This window comes from bacterium SCSIO 12643 (genome assembly GCA_024398135.1).
GTDB lineage: Bacteria > Bacteroidota > Bacteroidia > Flavobacteriales_G > Salibacteraceae > CAJXZP01.
The window spans coordinates 1757635-1773382 of sequence record CP073750.1; the positions used below are offsets into that span (position 1 = coordinate 1757635).

The following is a 15748-nucleotide window of genomic DNA, read 5'->3' on the forward strand; positions in this document are numbered from 1 at the left end:
TCTTACTTGAAATGGTTACTGAGCTTGTCGAAGTACCCATTCTTTGGCATTCATAAACGCCTGAATCCATGGAGAAACCACATCGTTTTTATTTCCTTCCGGATAGTATCCCCAGTTCCATGGGAATACCGAACGTTCAAAGTGTGGCATCATAGCCAAATGACGTCCATCCGCACTTGCGATTCCCGCTGTATTATAATCCGATCCGTTTGGATTTCCAGGGTAACCTTCATGGCTGTATTTTCCAACGATATTGTATGCAGATTCTGCTTCCGGTAAATTGAATTTACCTTCCCCATGTGCTACCCAAATTCCTAATTTAGTTCCGGATAATGACCCTAACATCACTGAATTATTTTCAGGAATCGTCACGTTCACAAATCCAGATTCAAATTTACCAGAATCATTATGTAATAATTTTGGATGCTCTTCATGCTCCGGATATAACAATCCTAACTCACCCATCAACTGACAACCGTTACAAATACCTAAACTCATGGTATCCTCACGTGCATAGAACGCATCTAAGGCCGCTTTAGCTTTCTCGTTATACAAGAATGCTCCAGCCCATCCTTTAGCCGATCCCAGTACGTCAGAATTCGAAAATCCTCCTACGTATGCAATGAAATTTACATCACTCAAATCTTCAGCTCCCGAAATCAAATCGGTCATATGTACATCCTTCACATCAAATCCAGCCAGGTGCATCGCATAAGCCATCTCACGATCGCCATTCACACCTTTCTCACGGATAATAGCTGCTTTGATTCCTGACTTTTCTTTTCGATCCGGATTTAATCCTAATGCGGCAAAATCACCAATAAACCCTTCTGGAAATTCGTATGATAACGCCTGATTTTTATAATTGTTAAAACGCGCTGTAGCTAGTTCTTCTCCCGATTGTTTTTGATCTAACAAATATGAAGTCTTATACCAAGTATCACGTAAACTATCAATATCGAACATGTAGGTATTCGCAGCTGTTTTCACCGTCATCATTCGATCACCAATCACGTTACCAATCGTGTAATGCGAAGCACCTACCGCGGTTAATGCATCCGTTACATCTGCTAAATCTGCTTGTACCACCTGTACCAGTACACCTGATTTTTCTGAGAAGAAAATCTGCACATCATCTGCTCCGTTGATTCCGGTTAAGTCCACACTTAAACCTAAATCTGTTTCTGCAAATGTCATTTCCAATAAAGCAGTCAACATACCACCTGCAGAAATATCATGACCAGCTAAAATCTTATCATCTGAAATTAACTTCTGAAGCGCATCAAACGTAGCTGCAAATTTCTCTGCAGATTTAATATGCGGTGCACTGTCACCAATTTTATTCAAAGTTTGCGCAAAACTACTACCACCTAATTTGAAATCATCTTCTGATAAATCAATGTAAACCATTGATGACTCATAATTTGGTTTTAATACCGGCTCTACCACTTTATTTAAATGAGATACTTCACCTACTGCTGAAATAATAACCGTGCCTGGTGCATACACCACGTCATCTTTATATTTCTGCGTCATAGAAAGTGAATCTTTACCCGTAGGAATATTCAATCCTAACTCACATGCAAAATCACTGATTCCCTGTACCGCCTCATATAAACGAGAATTCTCTCCTTCGTTTTTCGCTGGCCACATCCAATTGGCACTTAATGAGACACCTTTGATTCCACCATCTATCGGAGCCCAAATCATATTGGTTAAGGCTTCTGCTATAGACGCTTGAGACCCTGCGGTTGGATCAATTAATGCTGAAACCGGTGCATGCCCAATCGCAGTCGCAATTCCTTTTTCACCACGGTAATCTAAAGCCATCACCCCAACGTTGTTTAATGGCAATTGAATTGGTCCGGCAGCTTGTTGTTTTGCCACACGTCCGGTTACACATCTATCCACCTTATTGATCAACCAATCTTTACAAGCAACAGCCTCTAACTGTAAGACATTATTCAAATACTCTTGAATTTTGCTCGCCTCATATACTAAACCATCAAAATTTGAGGTGTGCTTTTGATCCTCAAGGATGGTTTTTGGAGAAGAACCAAACATGTGTGTCAAGTCCCAGTCCATTGGGTTTTCACCCGATTTTTTATTTTCAAAAACAAAACGATGATCCCCTGTAGTTTCACCCACCACATAAATTGGAGCACGTTCACGTTTTGCAATTTTATTGATATGATCAATATGTTTTTCATCAATCACCAATCCCATTCTTTCCTGAGATTCGTTACCGATAATTTCTTTATCAGATAAAGTTGGATCTCCAACCGGTAGTTTATTGACATCAATCACCCCTCCGGTTTCTTCAACCAATTCACTCAAACAGTTGAGGTGTCCACCAGCACCGTGATCGTGAATCGAAACGATTGGGTTTTCATCTTGCTCACTTAATGCACGTACGACATTGTAGGCACGTTTTTGCATTTCCGGGTTTGAACGTTGAATGGCATTTAACTCAATACCACTTGAAAACTCACCGGTTGCTACAGACGATACAGCTCCACCGCCCATTCCGATACGGTAGTTATCACCACCCATCACCACGATTTTATCTCCGGTTTTTGGGGTGTCTTTCAATGCATCTCCAAGTTTTCCATATCCAATCCCTCCGGCTTGCATAATCACCTTATCATAACCGAATTTCTTTCCGCCTTCTTCGTGCTCAAAAGTTAATACCGATCCATTAATCAAAGGTTGACCGAATTTATTACCAAAATCAGATGCTCCGTTTGAAGCTTTGATCAAAATGTCCATTGGTGTTTGGTATAACCAATCACGTTCTGCCATTTTATCTTCCCACGAACGATTTTCTTCCAAACGAGAATAAGCCGTCATATACACTGCCGTTCCTGCTAAAGGCATAGAACCTTTACCTCCGGCCATACGGTCGCGAATCTCACCACCACTTCCCGTTGCCGCACCATTAAAAGGCTCTACAGTGGTTGGGAAGTTGTGTGTTTCTGCTTTCAGAGAAATTACAGAATCAAAATCTTTGGTTTCAAACTCAGAAGCTTCATCCTGACGGTTTGGCGCAAATTGCTCCACTTTTGGACCTTTGATGAATGCTACGTTGTCTTTATATGCCGAAACAATTTTGTTTGGATTCTCCTTTGAGGTTTTCTTGATCAAGGAGAACAACGAATTTGGCATCTCTTCTCCATCAATGATAAACTGACCATTAAAAATCTTGTGTCTACAGTGTTCTGAATTTACTTGAGAAAAACCAAACACCTCACTATCGGTCAATTTTCTATTTAATGATTTCGCTACTGATTCCAGGTATTCAATTTCCTCATCGCTCAAAGCCAATCCTTCAGATTGGTTATATGCAGCCAAATCATCAATATATTGCACTTTTTCAGGCTCGATCTCAATGGTATAAATATCTTGCCCTAAACCATTGTACATGGCTTGAAGCATTGAATCATATGAAGCATTCTCATCAGATGCCACAAAAAACTCTTCAATTCTTTCAATTCCGGAGATTCCCATATTTTGAGAAATCTCCACCGCATTGGTACTCCAAGGCGTAATCATTTCCTTTCTTGGTCCAATATAAAACCCGGATAAAGTGTCCGAATCAACCAACTTAGCTCCACCAAAAAGCCATTCTAGCTTAGGGAAGTCTTCAGATGAAAGGTTTGTGGAAAGTCCAACAGCATAGATTTTATCTGTTGAAGTGGCAAAAAATTTAATCATTTGATACGTGTTTTAAACCCAATTTGCTCAATTATTTTGAGATTGCAAAAGTAAGAAACCTCTTGCAATGACTAATCAAATTACCGCTTTGATTTTAAGCAACAAAAATCTTGTGAAGTTCTGTTTCTAATGATATTTTAGCGTTTTAAATATTATTAGGAATGAGGAATTTATACGTTTTAGGGTTTATTTTTTTAAGTACAGTTCTTTCCATTCAATCTTTATTTGCTGCTGACGGTGACACAACTGTCGTAAATGCGCATCAGGAAGTGCACTGGAATTGGAACGGAAATTTTTATGACACTGTGAGTTTTCCAACGACTGGAACTTACCAAAAAGTGATCATGCATTACAAACTGGGATGTCCTAGTATTGGTTGTAGTGCGTGGGATTATACCACAACTATTCAACTTTGGGATGAGAACAATACCAGTGACAAATTTGAACTGGCTAAAGTGATTACGCCATATGCCGGGAATAAAAACCAGGGATGGTTTCACGAGTATAAATTTGACGTAACGCATTTAATGCCGATCCTTCAAGGAAACAAGGTAATAAATGCACGTTATGATGGATGGCAAGATGGTTTTACCATTACCGTATTCTTCGAGTTCATTGAAGGTACACCTCCACGTACCCCACTCAGTGTAGATCCAATCTATTTTGGTGGTTATAAATATGGGGATAATTCCGATCCAATTAACACGAAATTACAAACGGTTAATGTAACTAAAAACGCAAATACACAAGAAGCTGAATTCATCATTACAGCTACTGGTCATGGATTTGGGAATAACAATGGTCAGGGAACTAACCCTGAAAACTGTGCAGAGTTTTGCGATAAATGGTATAAGTTAAAAATCGATAACAGTACCATTGCACAGCAAACGGTATGGAGAAACGATTGTGGTAGTGAGCCGCTTTACGCTCAAACCGGAACCTGGGTATATAACCGTGCGGGATGGTGTCCTGGAAGTGAAAGTCAAGTGTTTAGACATGACATTACTGATTTTGTAGATGGCAAAACCGATTTTGATGTAAAAGTAGATTGGCAAAACTATACGGCAAACAATGTAAACATGAGTTATAACATTAGTGCTCAGGTAATTCAATATGGTGGTGCAAACCACACATTAGATGCTGAGATTTACGATGTATTAAATCCAAATACATACGACCGTTATTCTCGTTACAATCCAACGGCTCAAAAGCCGAGAGTGATCCTAAGAAATACAGGTTCCAGCACTTTATACAGTGCAAAAATCAAGTATGGTGTTGAAGGTGGAACTTTCTACACAGCAGACTGGGTAGGCCAATTAGAGTTTATGGAGAGTGAAGAAGTAGAACTTCCAATTCCGGATCATAACTTCTTTAAAGGAAGTAGCGCAAAGATTTTTAGTGCTGAGGTACTTCAACCTAATGGCGGAACAGATGAAGTTCCTAGCAACAACAAATTCAAAACTTCATTCAATACTCTGGATCAATACAACGGAGAGATCTTATTAACGGTAAGAACCAATAATGAAGGACAAGATACCTGGTATAGAATTACAAATGCTCAGGATTCAGTAGTTCTACTAAGAAACAACTTAAGTGACAATACTTTCTACCGCGACACTTTGACTTTACCGGATGGAGCGTATACTTTCTACATCGAAGATGCAGGAGGTGACGGGCTTTCATGGTGGGCAAACACGGCTCAAGGAAATGGTTCTATGCAGTTTAAAAACATTGGATTGCCAAATAGTCAACCACCATTGTTTATCAATACCATGGAGCCAGATTTTGGAAACTTCTTCGTTCACAATTTCTCTGTAGGTTATGATATCGTAGATGGAAACCCGAATTATGATGAAACCATTTGGACTCCATCAGGGCCAGTGGGTATTCAAAAATATGAGCACAAACAAGAGTCTGGTTTAATCAAAATGTATCCTAACCCAGCTGAAGATGTGGTAAACATCGAATCCGTAGAAATGGAAGGACGTGTATTGATTCAAGTATACAACCAAATTGGAAAACTGGTATTCCAAAGTCATAAATCCATGAACATGGGACAAAACGAACAAATTGATGTAGCGGGTTGGACTAGCGGAATCTACCACATTTCAGTGAGTGATGACCTAAAACGTGAGACAATTACATTTATCAAAAAGTAATTTGAAACAACATATTTATGAGGGGCCAATCTACGGATTGGCCTTTTTTATGCTTTATACTTTGGTATCTTAAACGAGGTTATTTGTTGAAATTATTGATTGTTTGGTTTCTAAAATCCAAAATTCTAATACATTTGCAGCCTTGATGATTATTCATCAGGGCCCATAGCTCAGTTGGTTAGAGCATCTGACTCATAATCAGAGGGTCACAGGTTCGAGCCCTGTTGGGCCCACACAGGAGGACATTTAGTCGATTTGGCTGCTTGTCCTCTTTTTGTATCCACACCTTTCTCCCTCTCCCCACCGCACAACCCCTATAAGTCTTATTTAATCCGATTTTCAATTTCAATACACGCCAATAACATATCATAGCATTTTTGCGCAACTGGAATAAGCTCCTCTCCTCTATCCGATGTTTTAGTTTGGTGCGCATTATCCATAAAGCTACCATAGATTTCGGTCCAACGATCGGAAACCTGCTCTTTCTCCATGCCCATCAACTGGGCCACCATGGGTTGAATATCCAAACAATATCTGCCATAATCGTCTAATCCGATTTGGCGTAAACCTTCGGTGAGTTGGTTATGTTTTAAGTCTTGCTGAATGAGTTGGAGAATAAGGTCTTTGTTTTTCATAATATGTTTTTAATTTCCAATAAAGAACTTTAAAAGTTTATTTATCTCCCTTTAAAGCATTTCAAAGTTATATAAAGATTTTTAAAACTCCCAATAAAGCATATTTTCATCCTTAAAACATTTATTTTTCTTCATTATTTTTGGTACTAAATCATAGCAATTACTATGGGTAAGCCTGTATATAATCGAATAAAAGCAGTTCTGGCTGAAAAAGGAAAAACCAATAATTGGTTAGCTGAAGAAATAGATATGAATACAAATACTATTTCAAAATGGTGTCGAAATGATATGCAACCCAGAATTGAAAATTTATTCCAAGTAGCCAAAGCATTAGATGTAGACGTAAGAGAACTTTTGGTATCTACTAAAAAGTAAAACGTTTATTTTAGCATTGTACCAACATGAAATAATACAGCCCTTCTTGCCATATACTAAACTTTAGCAATTATTAAAATGAGAATATATATCCTTTTAACCTTCTTTATTTTATTGAGCATTTATACTAGTGCACAAGACTCAACCAATGTTTTTATTGGAAAATGGCAGGTAGTTGAATTTAAAACCCGAATAGGAGACAAAACGATCTTAGCCTATCAAAGGGATTCCATTCAAAACTGTATAAATAATTACATTAAAGTTTCAAGTGAATTTAGCCATCAGCAAAAAGTTGATTCCAACTCCATAGTTAAAGAAATAAAAAGGAATTTCAGTTCGTTTGACACGGTAGAATACCACTTTATCTCAGACACCTTATTATTAATTAATGGGATCAACCAAGCATATCAAATTGATACTGGCAAACAATGGATTCTGTTAGACCCGGATAATCCTGAATTAGGTTGGTCTGAATATAAAATGAGCAACGCTGATATTTCTATAATTGAAATATGGATGGGAATACTGGGAGGTTTCAATATTATGACTTTAAGGAAAAAGTGAAATATTTGCCATCATGATACACTTTAAAAGCACAGTTTGAAAAACGAAAAACAACTATGATTTTTAAAATATTCGCCTTGATTTTTGGCAGTCTCATAATGGGAGTGTTTTGGAAAATATATTTCATTCCTCTTGAAAATTTGGGATTAATCAAATCAAACAACGACATTAAAAACTGGGGATTTTGGAAAAGAAGCTTTGCTTCATTCCTAGTATTTGGAATGCTTCACTTTCTTTTATCAAGCTTTAACAATTAGCACCTCAACTGTTATCTACAAGAAACTGACATTAAAAAACAAAAAACACCTCACAAAATATGGAGCAATTCTATTTTGGAATGAAAGTATCTTTGAATGATGAAATTGGAATTGTAATTCGAGTAGAAATAAATTCCGATTGGGACAAAGAACCCGGAATCATCAGATGGGATACAAATAAAGAATTTGATTCGGAAGATTGGAGAGGAATGTTTGAGTCTTTTAAGGATTCCGGTGGAAAAGAGATTGACCCAAAGACCAAATTCAAATACATTAACGAAAAAGGTGAACTAATAAAATGAAACTCTTACTAACACTAATAACGATTATTCTAAGTCTAACAGGGGGAAGAGAATATTTTGCTGAATCAAGCCCTTTCTTTTGTAAAGGATGTGCTGGTGATGATATAGAATATGGTGGAGGTTGTAGTATCTATTGTCTTGTTGGCCCAAGTGAAATCCTTTCAAATTCGGAATTAGATGAAATTAATAAGAATACCTATTTAGCCCAAAATGCTCATGATTTTGATGTAAATTCTTGTTGGGCTTATCGTCAAAAAGGAAACGAAAAATTGACTTATATTTTTAATTTTAATGATGAAAACATCGCCATAAATGCACTTTCAATTTTCAATGGGTATTATAAATCTCAGGATTTATGGGAAAAAAATGGACGTATAAAAAAAATGACTTTATATATTAATGGGGTTGAACATGGTGATATTTACTTATTGGATCAGAGAGAACATCAAATTGTATCATTAGAAAATATACCCTTTAGATCTGACACTCCACTTATTTTAGAATTTGAAATTATAGAAACCTATAAAGGTTCAAAATATGATGATATTTGTCTCACCGAACTAACATTTCAAGGAATTGGACATCATTAACAAAATCATTGAATTAATTAATAACCATGAAACCCATAAACAGACTAGGACTCTTTGAAGTAATTGACAGTTTTGCAATTAGAGATAGAAATCAGTTTTATTTAATCGGAAATATCAAGGAAGGTGAAATACAAGAAAATTGGTTTGTCAACATTCCACTTAATTCGAGTCTTTCTATTTCGGTAAGAATCAATAGTATTGAAAAAGTAGAAATGTCTTCTGAGAAAGAATCCCATATGCTGTTAATTGTTGATTGCGATACCGAAGATATTGATATATTTCTGGCATTAAATGTAGGCCTTGAATACCTGCCAATAACAATAGATGGCGAAGATTAACTAAAAACGGATGACTTTAAGCAAAAAGAAATCAAGACCAATCAGTGTCAACATGAAAAGTTATCGTTGGGTAGTTTCACCGGACAGCAATTTTGTTGTCTTTATTGCAGAGAAAGAAGGGGTTAAAGGACGAAAAATAGAGGTCTATATTAATTCTGAAATAAATTCTTATTGGACAAAATTTCCAGATGTAGAAGGAATAAATATGAGAATTATTAAACCAAAAGATGCAGAGTCAATTATTAAACAGGCACTTAATTTAGGATGGGTTCCAGACCAAAAAGATAGCCCAATGGTTTTTGATTTAATAGACGATGAACTTATAAAAAGAGAATAAAATCATGAAAAACATAATACTCTTATCTCTATTACTAATTCTTTATTCTTGTCAGGATCAACCGGTAATAAAGCATTCAGAACTATACGGCACCTGGATAGAGCATTCAGAAAGTGATGGATTTAGTCCTGATAAAATAAAAACTATTACTTTCCAATTAGATGGAACATTCTACTCTGAGATTAAGTCAATAAATGACTCTATAATCCATTCTATTGAGGGCACCTTTGAAATCGACACCAATAACATGGTAATTAAGTTTACTAACGAAGGATGGGTACTAAAGGATATGGAAGTAATTGAGTTGACCGAAACAGCTTTAAAAACAAAAGTCACAGAGGAATTTGAAGGTTCATCTATTCTTCAATACTCAAGAGAGTGAACCAACACAATGGAAAACATACTTGTTCATAGAGATGAAATTTCTTTAAAACTAGCCTTTGATGATGCATTCCACCCATCGGAATTACATCCTAAGGCAGATCATTGGTATCCTAAATACAAACTCAGTCTTCTAGACAAATCATTTGAATTCAAAGGGTGGTTTACCGGTCAATTTTGGTATCTAAATGGTGATAACCTGATCGTTTTTGAAGAATACGTCAACCAAACTTTTGATTCAGAATCTATCAAACATGATGGAGACATTGAATTAAGACTGTTTCTAATTGATTTTAAGAGGAGTGCTGTCACAAAGTTTTCTAGATTACGAAATGGTAGATTTGACGTTTTAAGATTGACCGAAGATGATAGAATAATTTATCTGAAGAAACAACATGATAAGACTGGAGAGTTTGAGATTAATCTTAACTCATTAGAATTTGAACTGATATCAAGAATCAACAATGATTGAAAAGAAACTAGTCTATTCTGACGATTCCTTTCCTACTTTGGAATGGAATGATTTCTTGAAAAACTATGAAGTAAATTTTTATACTTCTAGAAAAGATAGACTCTGGTATTCAATTCGTGGTAAAGGCTATATAATATGGATTTCTTCTTTTTATCCATCAAAAGAAAACGACCGAACAATATGGCTATCAGATATAGAGATTAATAAAAATTCACCTAATGTTGCTTTTGAAACGCTGACTGAATTTCTTCAAGAGGCAGTTAAAAAATTTGACTAAATGCGCTTACATAATTTCACATAAGAAAATATAGCCCAAAATTATTTTCTAAAAAACTTTTGGAATAATCATTCCAAAACATATACATTTGCATCGTGAGTAAAAAAGACGCCATAATAAATGCAGCATTGGAACTTCTGGTTGAAAAAGGAGTACATAATACACCAATGTCGGAAATAGCAAAAGCTGCAGGTACAGGTATGGGTACGATCTACAATTATTTCCCAAACAAGGATATATTAATCAACGAAATTTACAGAGAGATTAAAGATCAGGAGGAAGCTTTGTTTTTGAAGGTAGATACCGATCAACCGATCAAAACACAGTTTGAAAATTACTTAACGGTAATTATCGAATTCTTTATCCACAATCCTTCGTACTTCAATTTCCTGCAACAATTAGAGGCTTCACCAATTATCACTGAGGAAAACAAAATGATGGGAAGGAGATCTGTTGAAATAGTAGGGGTGTTATTGAAAAATGGACAAAAAGATAGAATCATTAAAAACATTGAACTCAGCGAAATCCTGGTGTTTATTGGAGGTGGAATCTCCTCTTATCTCAAACTCAATTTAAATCCATCTGAAAAAAAGAAATCATCTCTGGTAAACCACGTACGCATGGTTTGGGATGGCATTAAGGAATAAAAAAATTTACACACAAATTGGAATGAACATTCACTCCAAAAAACTAATAAATATGATAGACCTAAAATTCAGCAGAAAAATTAACAAACCGATCAACGAGGTTTGGAGATTCGTTATTGACGACTTCGCCAACGGCCACCAGTGGGCTACCGGTACTACGTTCTGTAGGAAAGGCGAACCTCACGAAGACTTTGATCGCCTTTGTGAAACGGAAACCGGAAAACTCATGGATACGATTACCAAAGTGGATCACGAAAATCATGTATTGGAATTTTCCGTAAAAGGTTTGCCATTTTTTGTCAGATCGGTTCTCAGCACATGGAAGCTCCGTAAAATTTCTGAAACACAAACTGAAATTAAACTCGGTCCCAGAATTGAAGTCAAACCCGGCATTGGAACATTGGCTCAAATTCCGATGAAAATAGCATTTAAGAAACTCTACCCCGGGTTGCTAGACGACTTGGCCATTTATGTGGACACAGGAAATCCTTCACCTAGAAAACAGAAGGAACTCAATAACAAGTAAATCAATAAAAATAAATAAGATGAATACAACTAAAGAAATCGCTGAAAGCTACTATCAAGCCATGCTGAACAATCAAGGGTGGGAAGATTTCCTTCCAAATGAGGTAACCTATTATGGGCCATTAGCTTCATTGGTCGAGGGAAAAGAAGCCGTTGTTGAAATTACACGTCAGTTTTTAAACAATAAGTATACAGGCGAAGTAAAAAGCATTATTTCGGAAGGAAATCAGGCTTGTGTACTTACACACTATCAGATTGGTCATCCGGATATGGCTATTTTACATGTAGATGCCTGTGAAATTATTAAAGTAGAGGAGGGTAAAGTTCTATCTATGGAAGTCTATTTTGACTCCCTAAAAGTGAGCGAGTTTGGGAAAAAAATGCAAGAGATGCAGAACCAAAACTAAACATTACTCATTTCGAATTTTCACTCAAGTACTGACTGTTAAAGTTTCAGTCAGTACTGATTTATTAGATCTCCCTACCCCGTAATCCAATTTATCTGAATGTGAGAGGTTTCAAAAACTACTCCTGAAACACTTCCAAAAAAGTTAGCTTCTTTTTTCTCTTTAACTTTCGAACACAAAACCTTTGTACTACATTTCACGTCAGTTTCGTAATCAACGAAAAGCACAATTGGGTCATGAGTAACAAAACAAATTCTACAGGAATCTACCGCATCACAGGATTAGCTGCACTAATTTATTCCGGGCTGCTACTTGTTTTTTCACTTTACAATCAATTTCTATATGAAGACGGTACGTGGGTACATGGATTTATTGCCAATGGTTTTGCGGTAATTAGCGGTTTGATTTGGATAAGTATCTTATACTTTTTTAAGCGTTTTTTAAACCAGGTGCTGTTCTACCGAAAAGCCGATTTGATCATAAACGCATATATCGTTTTCCTGGTATTAACGGTACTGTCTCTGGGCAAAATTGTGTATGCTTCTATGGACCTCTACTTCTCTATTGAAGATCCGGAAGCAGTGAATTCATTAACTGCTTTTGCTTCAGATTCTATTTCGAGTGCCATACTTATATTGGTATCCAGCTTAGGAATTATGATCACATCTATTTTAATGGGTGTACGTATCCTACTCATCCATAAATCGGTTAGAAAAGACTTTACAATCCTTGGAGCTACATTTATTCTCTATGGAATTTTAAACTTGTTGCAAACCGCTTCTATCATAGAAAACGACACTTATCCTATGTTGTCCAAAGCCCTTATCACAATGGCTTTAGGCGCTGCCATACTTAAAGTATTAAATATGGATTTATCTGCTTTGATTCCACCTGTTGAACCTCAACCTATTCCAAAACCTAAACCTTCACCAAAAATCAATACACCTAAACCTACCCAGAAAAAGGAGCCGAAAAAACAAAAGGAGAAAAAAGTAGATTCTAAACCACCGAAAAAACCTAAAAGGATTATTCAAGAAACCACATATGAAGAAGTTCCAGCCCAGACTTTTGATGTGAATCAACTGGGGGATAAAGACCTTATACTTTCATACTTTAATCATCTATCGAAAGAAGAATTAAGTAGACTGGAGTCTATTATTTCACAAAAATACGGACCAGATTTATCACAAGAAATAAGAACCAATCTGATTATTCAACATATTGCTCAAAACAAAATGTACGATCATCAGCGTTATCTGCCGAGGTAACTTTATTAAACAACTCCCTAGTAAATTCATTTACCTACCTTTGCCTTGCTAATACAATTTATGAGCAAAGTATCTTCTAGATCATTTATGGATATTGTGTAATCGTTAATCAACGATTTGTTGGTTAACATTTCTGGCTTGAGTATTCACTTGAGCGGTCATTTTATTATCTGATTTTACCTACAACCCGGAAACTAAATATTCAAAGTTCTCACTTTGGTGTATTTCCACGTGTTGGCAGATCAGATTTGAAACAGACCATTTTTAATCAAACACCATATTTAAAAATGTTTCAATAATGAATCACATTATAAAAAACTTAGAAGATTTAGGATACACCCACGAATTTGAACAATTCAGAATCCAACAAAAACTAGCTGACTCCGAAATTGCCAGAGTTATTACAGAGCATAAAGAACGGTATATCATTCAAAATGCTCAGGGCATATTTGATGCGGAAATCACCGGCAATATGCGGTTTTCAGCACAAAGCAGAGCCGATTTTCCTGCGGTTGGAGATTGGGTAGCATGCGTTCCTTATGACGAACATTCTGCCATTATTCATCAGATATTCCCCCGATTTTCGGTGTTAAAACGACAAGCCATTGGCCAAACCGGTGAAACACAAATCATCGCAACAAACATTGACACCGCATTTCTGGTTCAGGCCATCGATCGCGATTTCAACCTCAACCGATTGGAAAGGTACCTGACCATTTGTTACGATTCTCAAATCAAACCGGTGATCATACTGACCAAAACAGATTTGAAAAGTACACAAGAAGTCACAGATATGTTGAATTTGGTCCAACAACGTATTCCGGATGTTCCGGTTATGGCTATTAGCAATGAAACACAAACGGGATATGCCGCGGTAACTGAGCAAATTCAAAAAGGTAAAACCTATTGTTTATTGGGTTCATCGGGAGTAGGTAAATCCTCTTTGACCAATAATCTATCGGGTAAATACCTGATGAAAACAGATACCATCAGTGAAAGCACACAACGCGGAAAACATGTTTCGACTCATCGCGAAATGCTGATACTACAAAACGGAGGACTCATAATCGATACTCCGGGAATGCGTGCCGTAGGAATAGCAGATACAGCATCAGGTTTGGAAACTACATTTGATCAAATCACAGATTTGGCACAACACTGTCGATTCAAAAATTGTTCTCATACCATGGAAATTGGTTGTGCAGTTTTGGAAGCTTTGGATAATGGAATTTTAGACCTGAGTGTGTATGATCACTACATGCGCCTGGAACGCGAGAAAGTTCATTTCGAATCCACCGTTGCTGAAAAACGCAAAAAGGACAAGGCCTTTGGAAAAATGATCAGGCAACATAAAAAGTCAAGGAAGAACAACAAGTACTAATTAAAGTTCTAACCAAACTAAAAGCCATTGCGTATGCAATGGCTTTTAGTTTGAAAAATATTTACTTTTATAAATTCACCAATTCAAACCATGAACCAAATAGAATTTCCTATCGCAAGAATTAACTCTAAAAGCTGGTTGGATCATGAAGACCTCATGCCGCTGTTTGATGGATATATTTACACTTCAAGTGATCAGGTGTATTACGATTATATTCATGAAAAAGAATTCACCGATTGCAAGGGTGATATTTACAGAGTTACAGGTAGAATCTTCCCAACAAGTTTCTGGAGAAGGTTCTTTTGGTTTGTACCCAACGTGTACAAAGTCAAATTAATTTTCAGAAAGACCGGAAGGACAATTGAATTGGAAGATTTTAAAAAAGACCTCATCGCTGGAATCAGACGTTTTGATACTTCCGACACTGTAGAATCTGGCAACGCATGGATTAATGAGATCCAAAATTCAAAGAGTATAAAAGAGATTCTGAATGGAGAGAGTGATACTTAACATCTCTTTACCTTTGCTATGTCGAAATGCAACAGGACATTAAAATATTATTCGAGAAATTATCTGAAATTGGAATTGAAAAACAGTTTCAAAGCCATACCCACCTGGTGTTATTTGGAGATCATGTCAATAAAGTCTACCTCATCAAAAAAGGTGGTTTGGTATTGCACCACGTACATCCTGAAACCGGGAAAGAACGTGCCATCAACTTCTTTATTCCGGAATTCCACCCTATTGCTACGGTATCTCAATCGTTCGTATTAAACGAGCCTTCTAAATATATTTTAAAGACATTTACCAATACTACCCTGGTTGAAATCCATAGATCTGAATTAAGTCGTTTTTTACAAGACTCTAAATGGGCTCCAATGTTTCAGGACTTTGGAGTAAAAACCATGATTGAAAAGAATGAGCTTCGCGCACACCTAATTAGTCTTTCGAGTCTGGAAATGTTAAAACATTTACATGAACATTTTCCTCAGATTCTTCAAAATGTTCCATCCAAATATATTGCTGACTTTTTAGGCATTACCCCTCAATGGCTCAGTAAACTTAAACATGACTTATAACATTCAAACCTGAAATTAATTTCAGATTTAAGAACTCCAT

Annotated in this window: 19 protein-coding genes and 1 tRNA gene; 18 read left to right on the plus strand and 2 right to left on the minus strand. The window is 36.5% G+C overall.

Annotated elements, in window-relative coordinates; all coding sequences use genetic code 11:
• Positions 1 to 15 precede the first annotated feature (15 nt).
• On the minus strand, positions 16 to 3714 hold the full coding sequence (gene purL, locus KFE94_07525; protein ID UTW67957.1) for a phosphoribosylformylglycinamidine synthase: 3699 nt from the start codon (positions 3712 to 3714) through the stop codon (positions 16 to 18).
• A 161-nt stretch (positions 3715 to 3875) separates the two neighbouring features.
• On the opposite strand from purL, the gene KFE94_07530 reads away from it, so the two are divergent.
• A complete protein-coding gene (locus tag KFE94_07530) occupies positions 3876 to 5873 on the plus strand; it encodes a T9SS type A sorting domain-containing protein (protein ID UTW67958.1) in 1998 nt (665 codons plus the stop codon).
• 159 nt (positions 5874 to 6032) lie between these two features.
• Positions 6033 to 6106 (plus strand) — tRNA-Ile (locus tag KFE94_07535).
• Positions 6107 to 6196: 90 nt separating this feature from the next.
• Here the strand turns inward: KFE94_07535 and KFE94_07540 are convergent.
• Positions 6197 to 6508 carry a hypothetical protein gene (locus KFE94_07540; GenBank protein ID UTW67959.1) on the minus strand — a complete coding sequence of 104 codons (312 nt, stop codon included), beginning with the start codon at positions 6506 to 6508 and terminating at the stop codon, positions 6197 to 6199.
• Positions 6509 to 6673: 165 nt separating this feature from the next.
• Between KFE94_07540 and KFE94_07545 the strand changes: the two genes are divergently transcribed.
• The 16 genes from KFE94_07545 (at position 6674) to KFE94_07620 (ending at position 15708) form a co-directional block, all read left to right on the plus strand.
• Positions 6674 to 6883: a helix-turn-helix transcriptional regulator gene (locus KFE94_07545; protein UTW67960.1), complete on the plus strand. Its 210-nt coding sequence runs from the start codon at positions 6674 to 6676 to the stop codon at positions 6881 to 6883.
• Positions 6884 to 6961: 78 nt separating this feature from the next.
• The gene (locus tag KFE94_07550) at positions 6962 to 7447 is read left to right on the plus strand and encodes a hypothetical protein (protein UTW67961.1); all 486 of its coding nucleotides are present in this window, start codon (positions 6962 to 6964) and stop codon (positions 7445 to 7447) included.
• A 316-nt stretch (positions 7448 to 7763) separates the two neighbouring features.
• Entirely contained in the window at positions 7764 to 8006 is a 243-nt protein-coding gene (locus tag KFE94_07555) for a hypothetical protein (GenBank protein UTW67962.1), read from the plus strand.
• Positions 8003 to 8596 carry a hypothetical protein gene (locus KFE94_07560; GenBank protein UTW67963.1) on the plus strand — a complete coding sequence of 198 codons (594 nt, stop codon included), beginning with the start codon at positions 8003 to 8005 and terminating at the stop codon, positions 8594 to 8596. Before KFE94_07555 ends, KFE94_07560 begins: the two co-directional genes overlap by 4 nt.
• A gap of 26 nt (positions 8597 to 8622) precedes the next feature.
• On the plus strand, positions 8623 to 8934 hold the full coding sequence (locus KFE94_07565) for a hypothetical protein (protein ID UTW67964.1): 312 nt from the start codon (positions 8623 to 8625) through the stop codon (positions 8932 to 8934).
• 52 nt (positions 8935 to 8986) lie between these two features.
• Positions 8987 to 9271 carry a hypothetical protein gene (locus KFE94_07570; protein UTW67965.1) on the plus strand — a complete coding sequence of 95 codons (285 nt, stop codon included), beginning with the start codon at positions 8987 to 8989 and terminating at the stop codon, positions 9269 to 9271.
• A gap of 4 nt (positions 9272 to 9275) precedes the next feature.
• Positions 9276 to 9653 carry a lipocalin family protein gene (locus KFE94_07575; GenBank protein ID UTW67966.1) on the plus strand — a complete coding sequence of 126 codons (378 nt, stop codon included), beginning with the start codon at positions 9276 to 9278 and terminating at the stop codon, positions 9651 to 9653.
• A 9-nt stretch (positions 9654 to 9662) separates the two neighbouring features.
• Positions 9663 to 10124, plus strand: coding sequence for a hypothetical protein (locus tag KFE94_07580; GenBank protein UTW67967.1), 462 nt, complete (start codon positions 9663 to 9665; stop codon positions 10122 to 10124).
• Positions 10117 to 10401, plus strand: a complete 285-nt coding sequence (locus KFE94_07585; GenBank protein ID UTW67968.1) for a hypothetical protein — start codon at positions 10117 to 10119, stop codon at positions 10399 to 10401. The genes KFE94_07580 and KFE94_07585 overlap by 8 nt, the downstream gene beginning before the upstream one ends.
• 95 nt (positions 10402 to 10496) lie before the next feature.
• Positions 10497 to 11048 carry a TetR/AcrR family transcriptional regulator gene (locus KFE94_07590; protein ID UTW67969.1) on the plus strand — a complete coding sequence of 184 codons (552 nt, stop codon included), beginning with the start codon at positions 10497 to 10499 and terminating at the stop codon, positions 11046 to 11048.
• A gap of 52 nt (positions 11049 to 11100) precedes the next feature.
• Positions 11101 to 11574 carry an SRPBCC family protein gene (locus KFE94_07595; GenBank protein UTW67970.1) on the plus strand — a complete coding sequence of 158 codons (474 nt, stop codon included), beginning with the start codon at positions 11101 to 11103 and terminating at the stop codon, positions 11572 to 11574.
• A 19-nt stretch (positions 11575 to 11593) separates the two neighbouring features.
• A complete protein-coding gene (locus KFE94_07600; protein UTW67971.1) occupies positions 11594 to 11980 on the plus strand; it encodes a nuclear transport factor 2 family protein in 387 nt (128 codons plus the stop codon).
• A gap of 236 nt (positions 11981 to 12216) precedes the next feature.
• Positions 12217 to 13248: a hypothetical protein gene (locus KFE94_07605; protein ID UTW67972.1), complete on the plus strand. Its 1032-nt coding sequence runs from the start codon at positions 12217 to 12219 to the stop codon at positions 13246 to 13248.
• 298 nt (positions 13249 to 13546) lie between these two features.
• Positions 13547 to 14629, plus strand: a complete 1083-nt coding sequence (gene rsgA / locus KFE94_07610) for a ribosome small subunit-dependent GTPase A (GenBank protein UTW67973.1) — start codon at positions 13547 to 13549, stop codon at positions 14627 to 14629.
• A gap of 90 nt (positions 14630 to 14719) precedes the next feature.
• On the plus strand, positions 14720 to 15139 hold the full coding sequence (locus KFE94_07615; protein ID UTW67974.1) for a hypothetical protein: 420 nt from the start codon (positions 14720 to 14722) through the stop codon (positions 15137 to 15139).
• A 26-nt stretch (positions 15140 to 15165) separates the two neighbouring features.
• A complete protein-coding gene (locus KFE94_07620; protein UTW67975.1) occupies positions 15166 to 15708 on the plus strand; it encodes a Crp/Fnr family transcriptional regulator in 543 nt (180 codons plus the stop codon).
• Positions 15709 to 15748 lie beyond the last annotated feature (40 nt).

Excerpts from the sequence above, each read along its gene's own strand:
- purL (UTW67957.1), bottom strand. The coding sequence starts at position 3,714 with ATGATTAAATTTTTTGCCACTTCAACAGATAAAATCTATGCTGTTGGA.
- KFE94_07530 (UTW67958.1), top strand. The coding sequence starts at position 3,876 with ATGAGGAATTTATACGTTTTAGGGTTTATTTTTTTAAGTACAGTTCTT.
- KFE94_07540 (UTW67959.1), bottom strand. The coding sequence starts at position 6,508 with ATGAAAAACAAAGACCTTATTCTCCAACTCATTCAGCAAGACTTAAAA.
- KFE94_07545 (UTW67960.1), top strand. The coding sequence starts at position 6,674 with ATGGGTAAGCCTGTATATAATCGAATAAAAGCAGTTCTGGCTGAAAAA.
- KFE94_07550 (UTW67961.1), top strand. The coding sequence starts at position 6,962 with ATGAGAATATATATCCTTTTAACCTTCTTTATTTTATTGAGCATTTAT.
- KFE94_07555 (UTW67962.1), top strand. The coding sequence starts at position 7,764 with ATGGAGCAATTCTATTTTGGAATGAAAGTATCTTTGAATGATGAAATT.
- KFE94_07560 (UTW67963.1), top strand. The coding sequence starts at position 8,003 with ATGAAACTCTTACTAACACTAATAACGATTATTCTAAGTCTAACAGGG.
- KFE94_07565 (UTW67964.1), top strand. The coding sequence starts at position 8,623 with ATGAAACCCATAAACAGACTAGGACTCTTTGAAGTAATTGACAGTTTT.
- KFE94_07570 (UTW67965.1), top strand. The coding sequence starts at position 8,987 with ATGAAAAGTTATCGTTGGGTAGTTTCACCGGACAGCAATTTTGTTGTC.
- KFE94_07575 (UTW67966.1), top strand. The coding sequence starts at position 9,276 with ATGAAAAACATAATACTCTTATCTCTATTACTAATTCTTTATTCTTGT.
- KFE94_07580 (UTW67967.1), top strand. The coding sequence starts at position 9,663 with ATGGAAAACATACTTGTTCATAGAGATGAAATTTCTTTAAAACTAGCC.
- KFE94_07585 (UTW67968.1), top strand. The coding sequence starts at position 10,117 with ATGATTGAAAAGAAACTAGTCTATTCTGACGATTCCTTTCCTACTTTG.
- KFE94_07595 (UTW67970.1), top strand. The coding sequence starts at position 11,101 with ATGATAGACCTAAAATTCAGCAGAAAAATTAACAAACCGATCAACGAG.
- KFE94_07600 (UTW67971.1), top strand. The coding sequence starts at position 11,594 with ATGAATACAACTAAAGAAATCGCTGAAAGCTACTATCAAGCCATGCTG.
- KFE94_07605 (UTW67972.1), top strand. The coding sequence starts at position 12,217 with ATGAGTAACAAAACAAATTCTACAGGAATCTACCGCATCACAGGATTA.
- rsgA (UTW67973.1), top strand. The coding sequence starts at position 13,547 with ATGAATCACATTATAAAAAACTTAGAAGATTTAGGATACACCCACGAA.
- KFE94_07615 (UTW67974.1), top strand. The coding sequence starts at position 14,720 with ATGAACCAAATAGAATTTCCTATCGCAAGAATTAACTCTAAAAGCTGG.
- KFE94_07620 (UTW67975.1), top strand. The coding sequence starts at position 15,166 with ATGCAACAGGACATTAAAATATTATTCGAGAAATTATCTGAAATTGGA.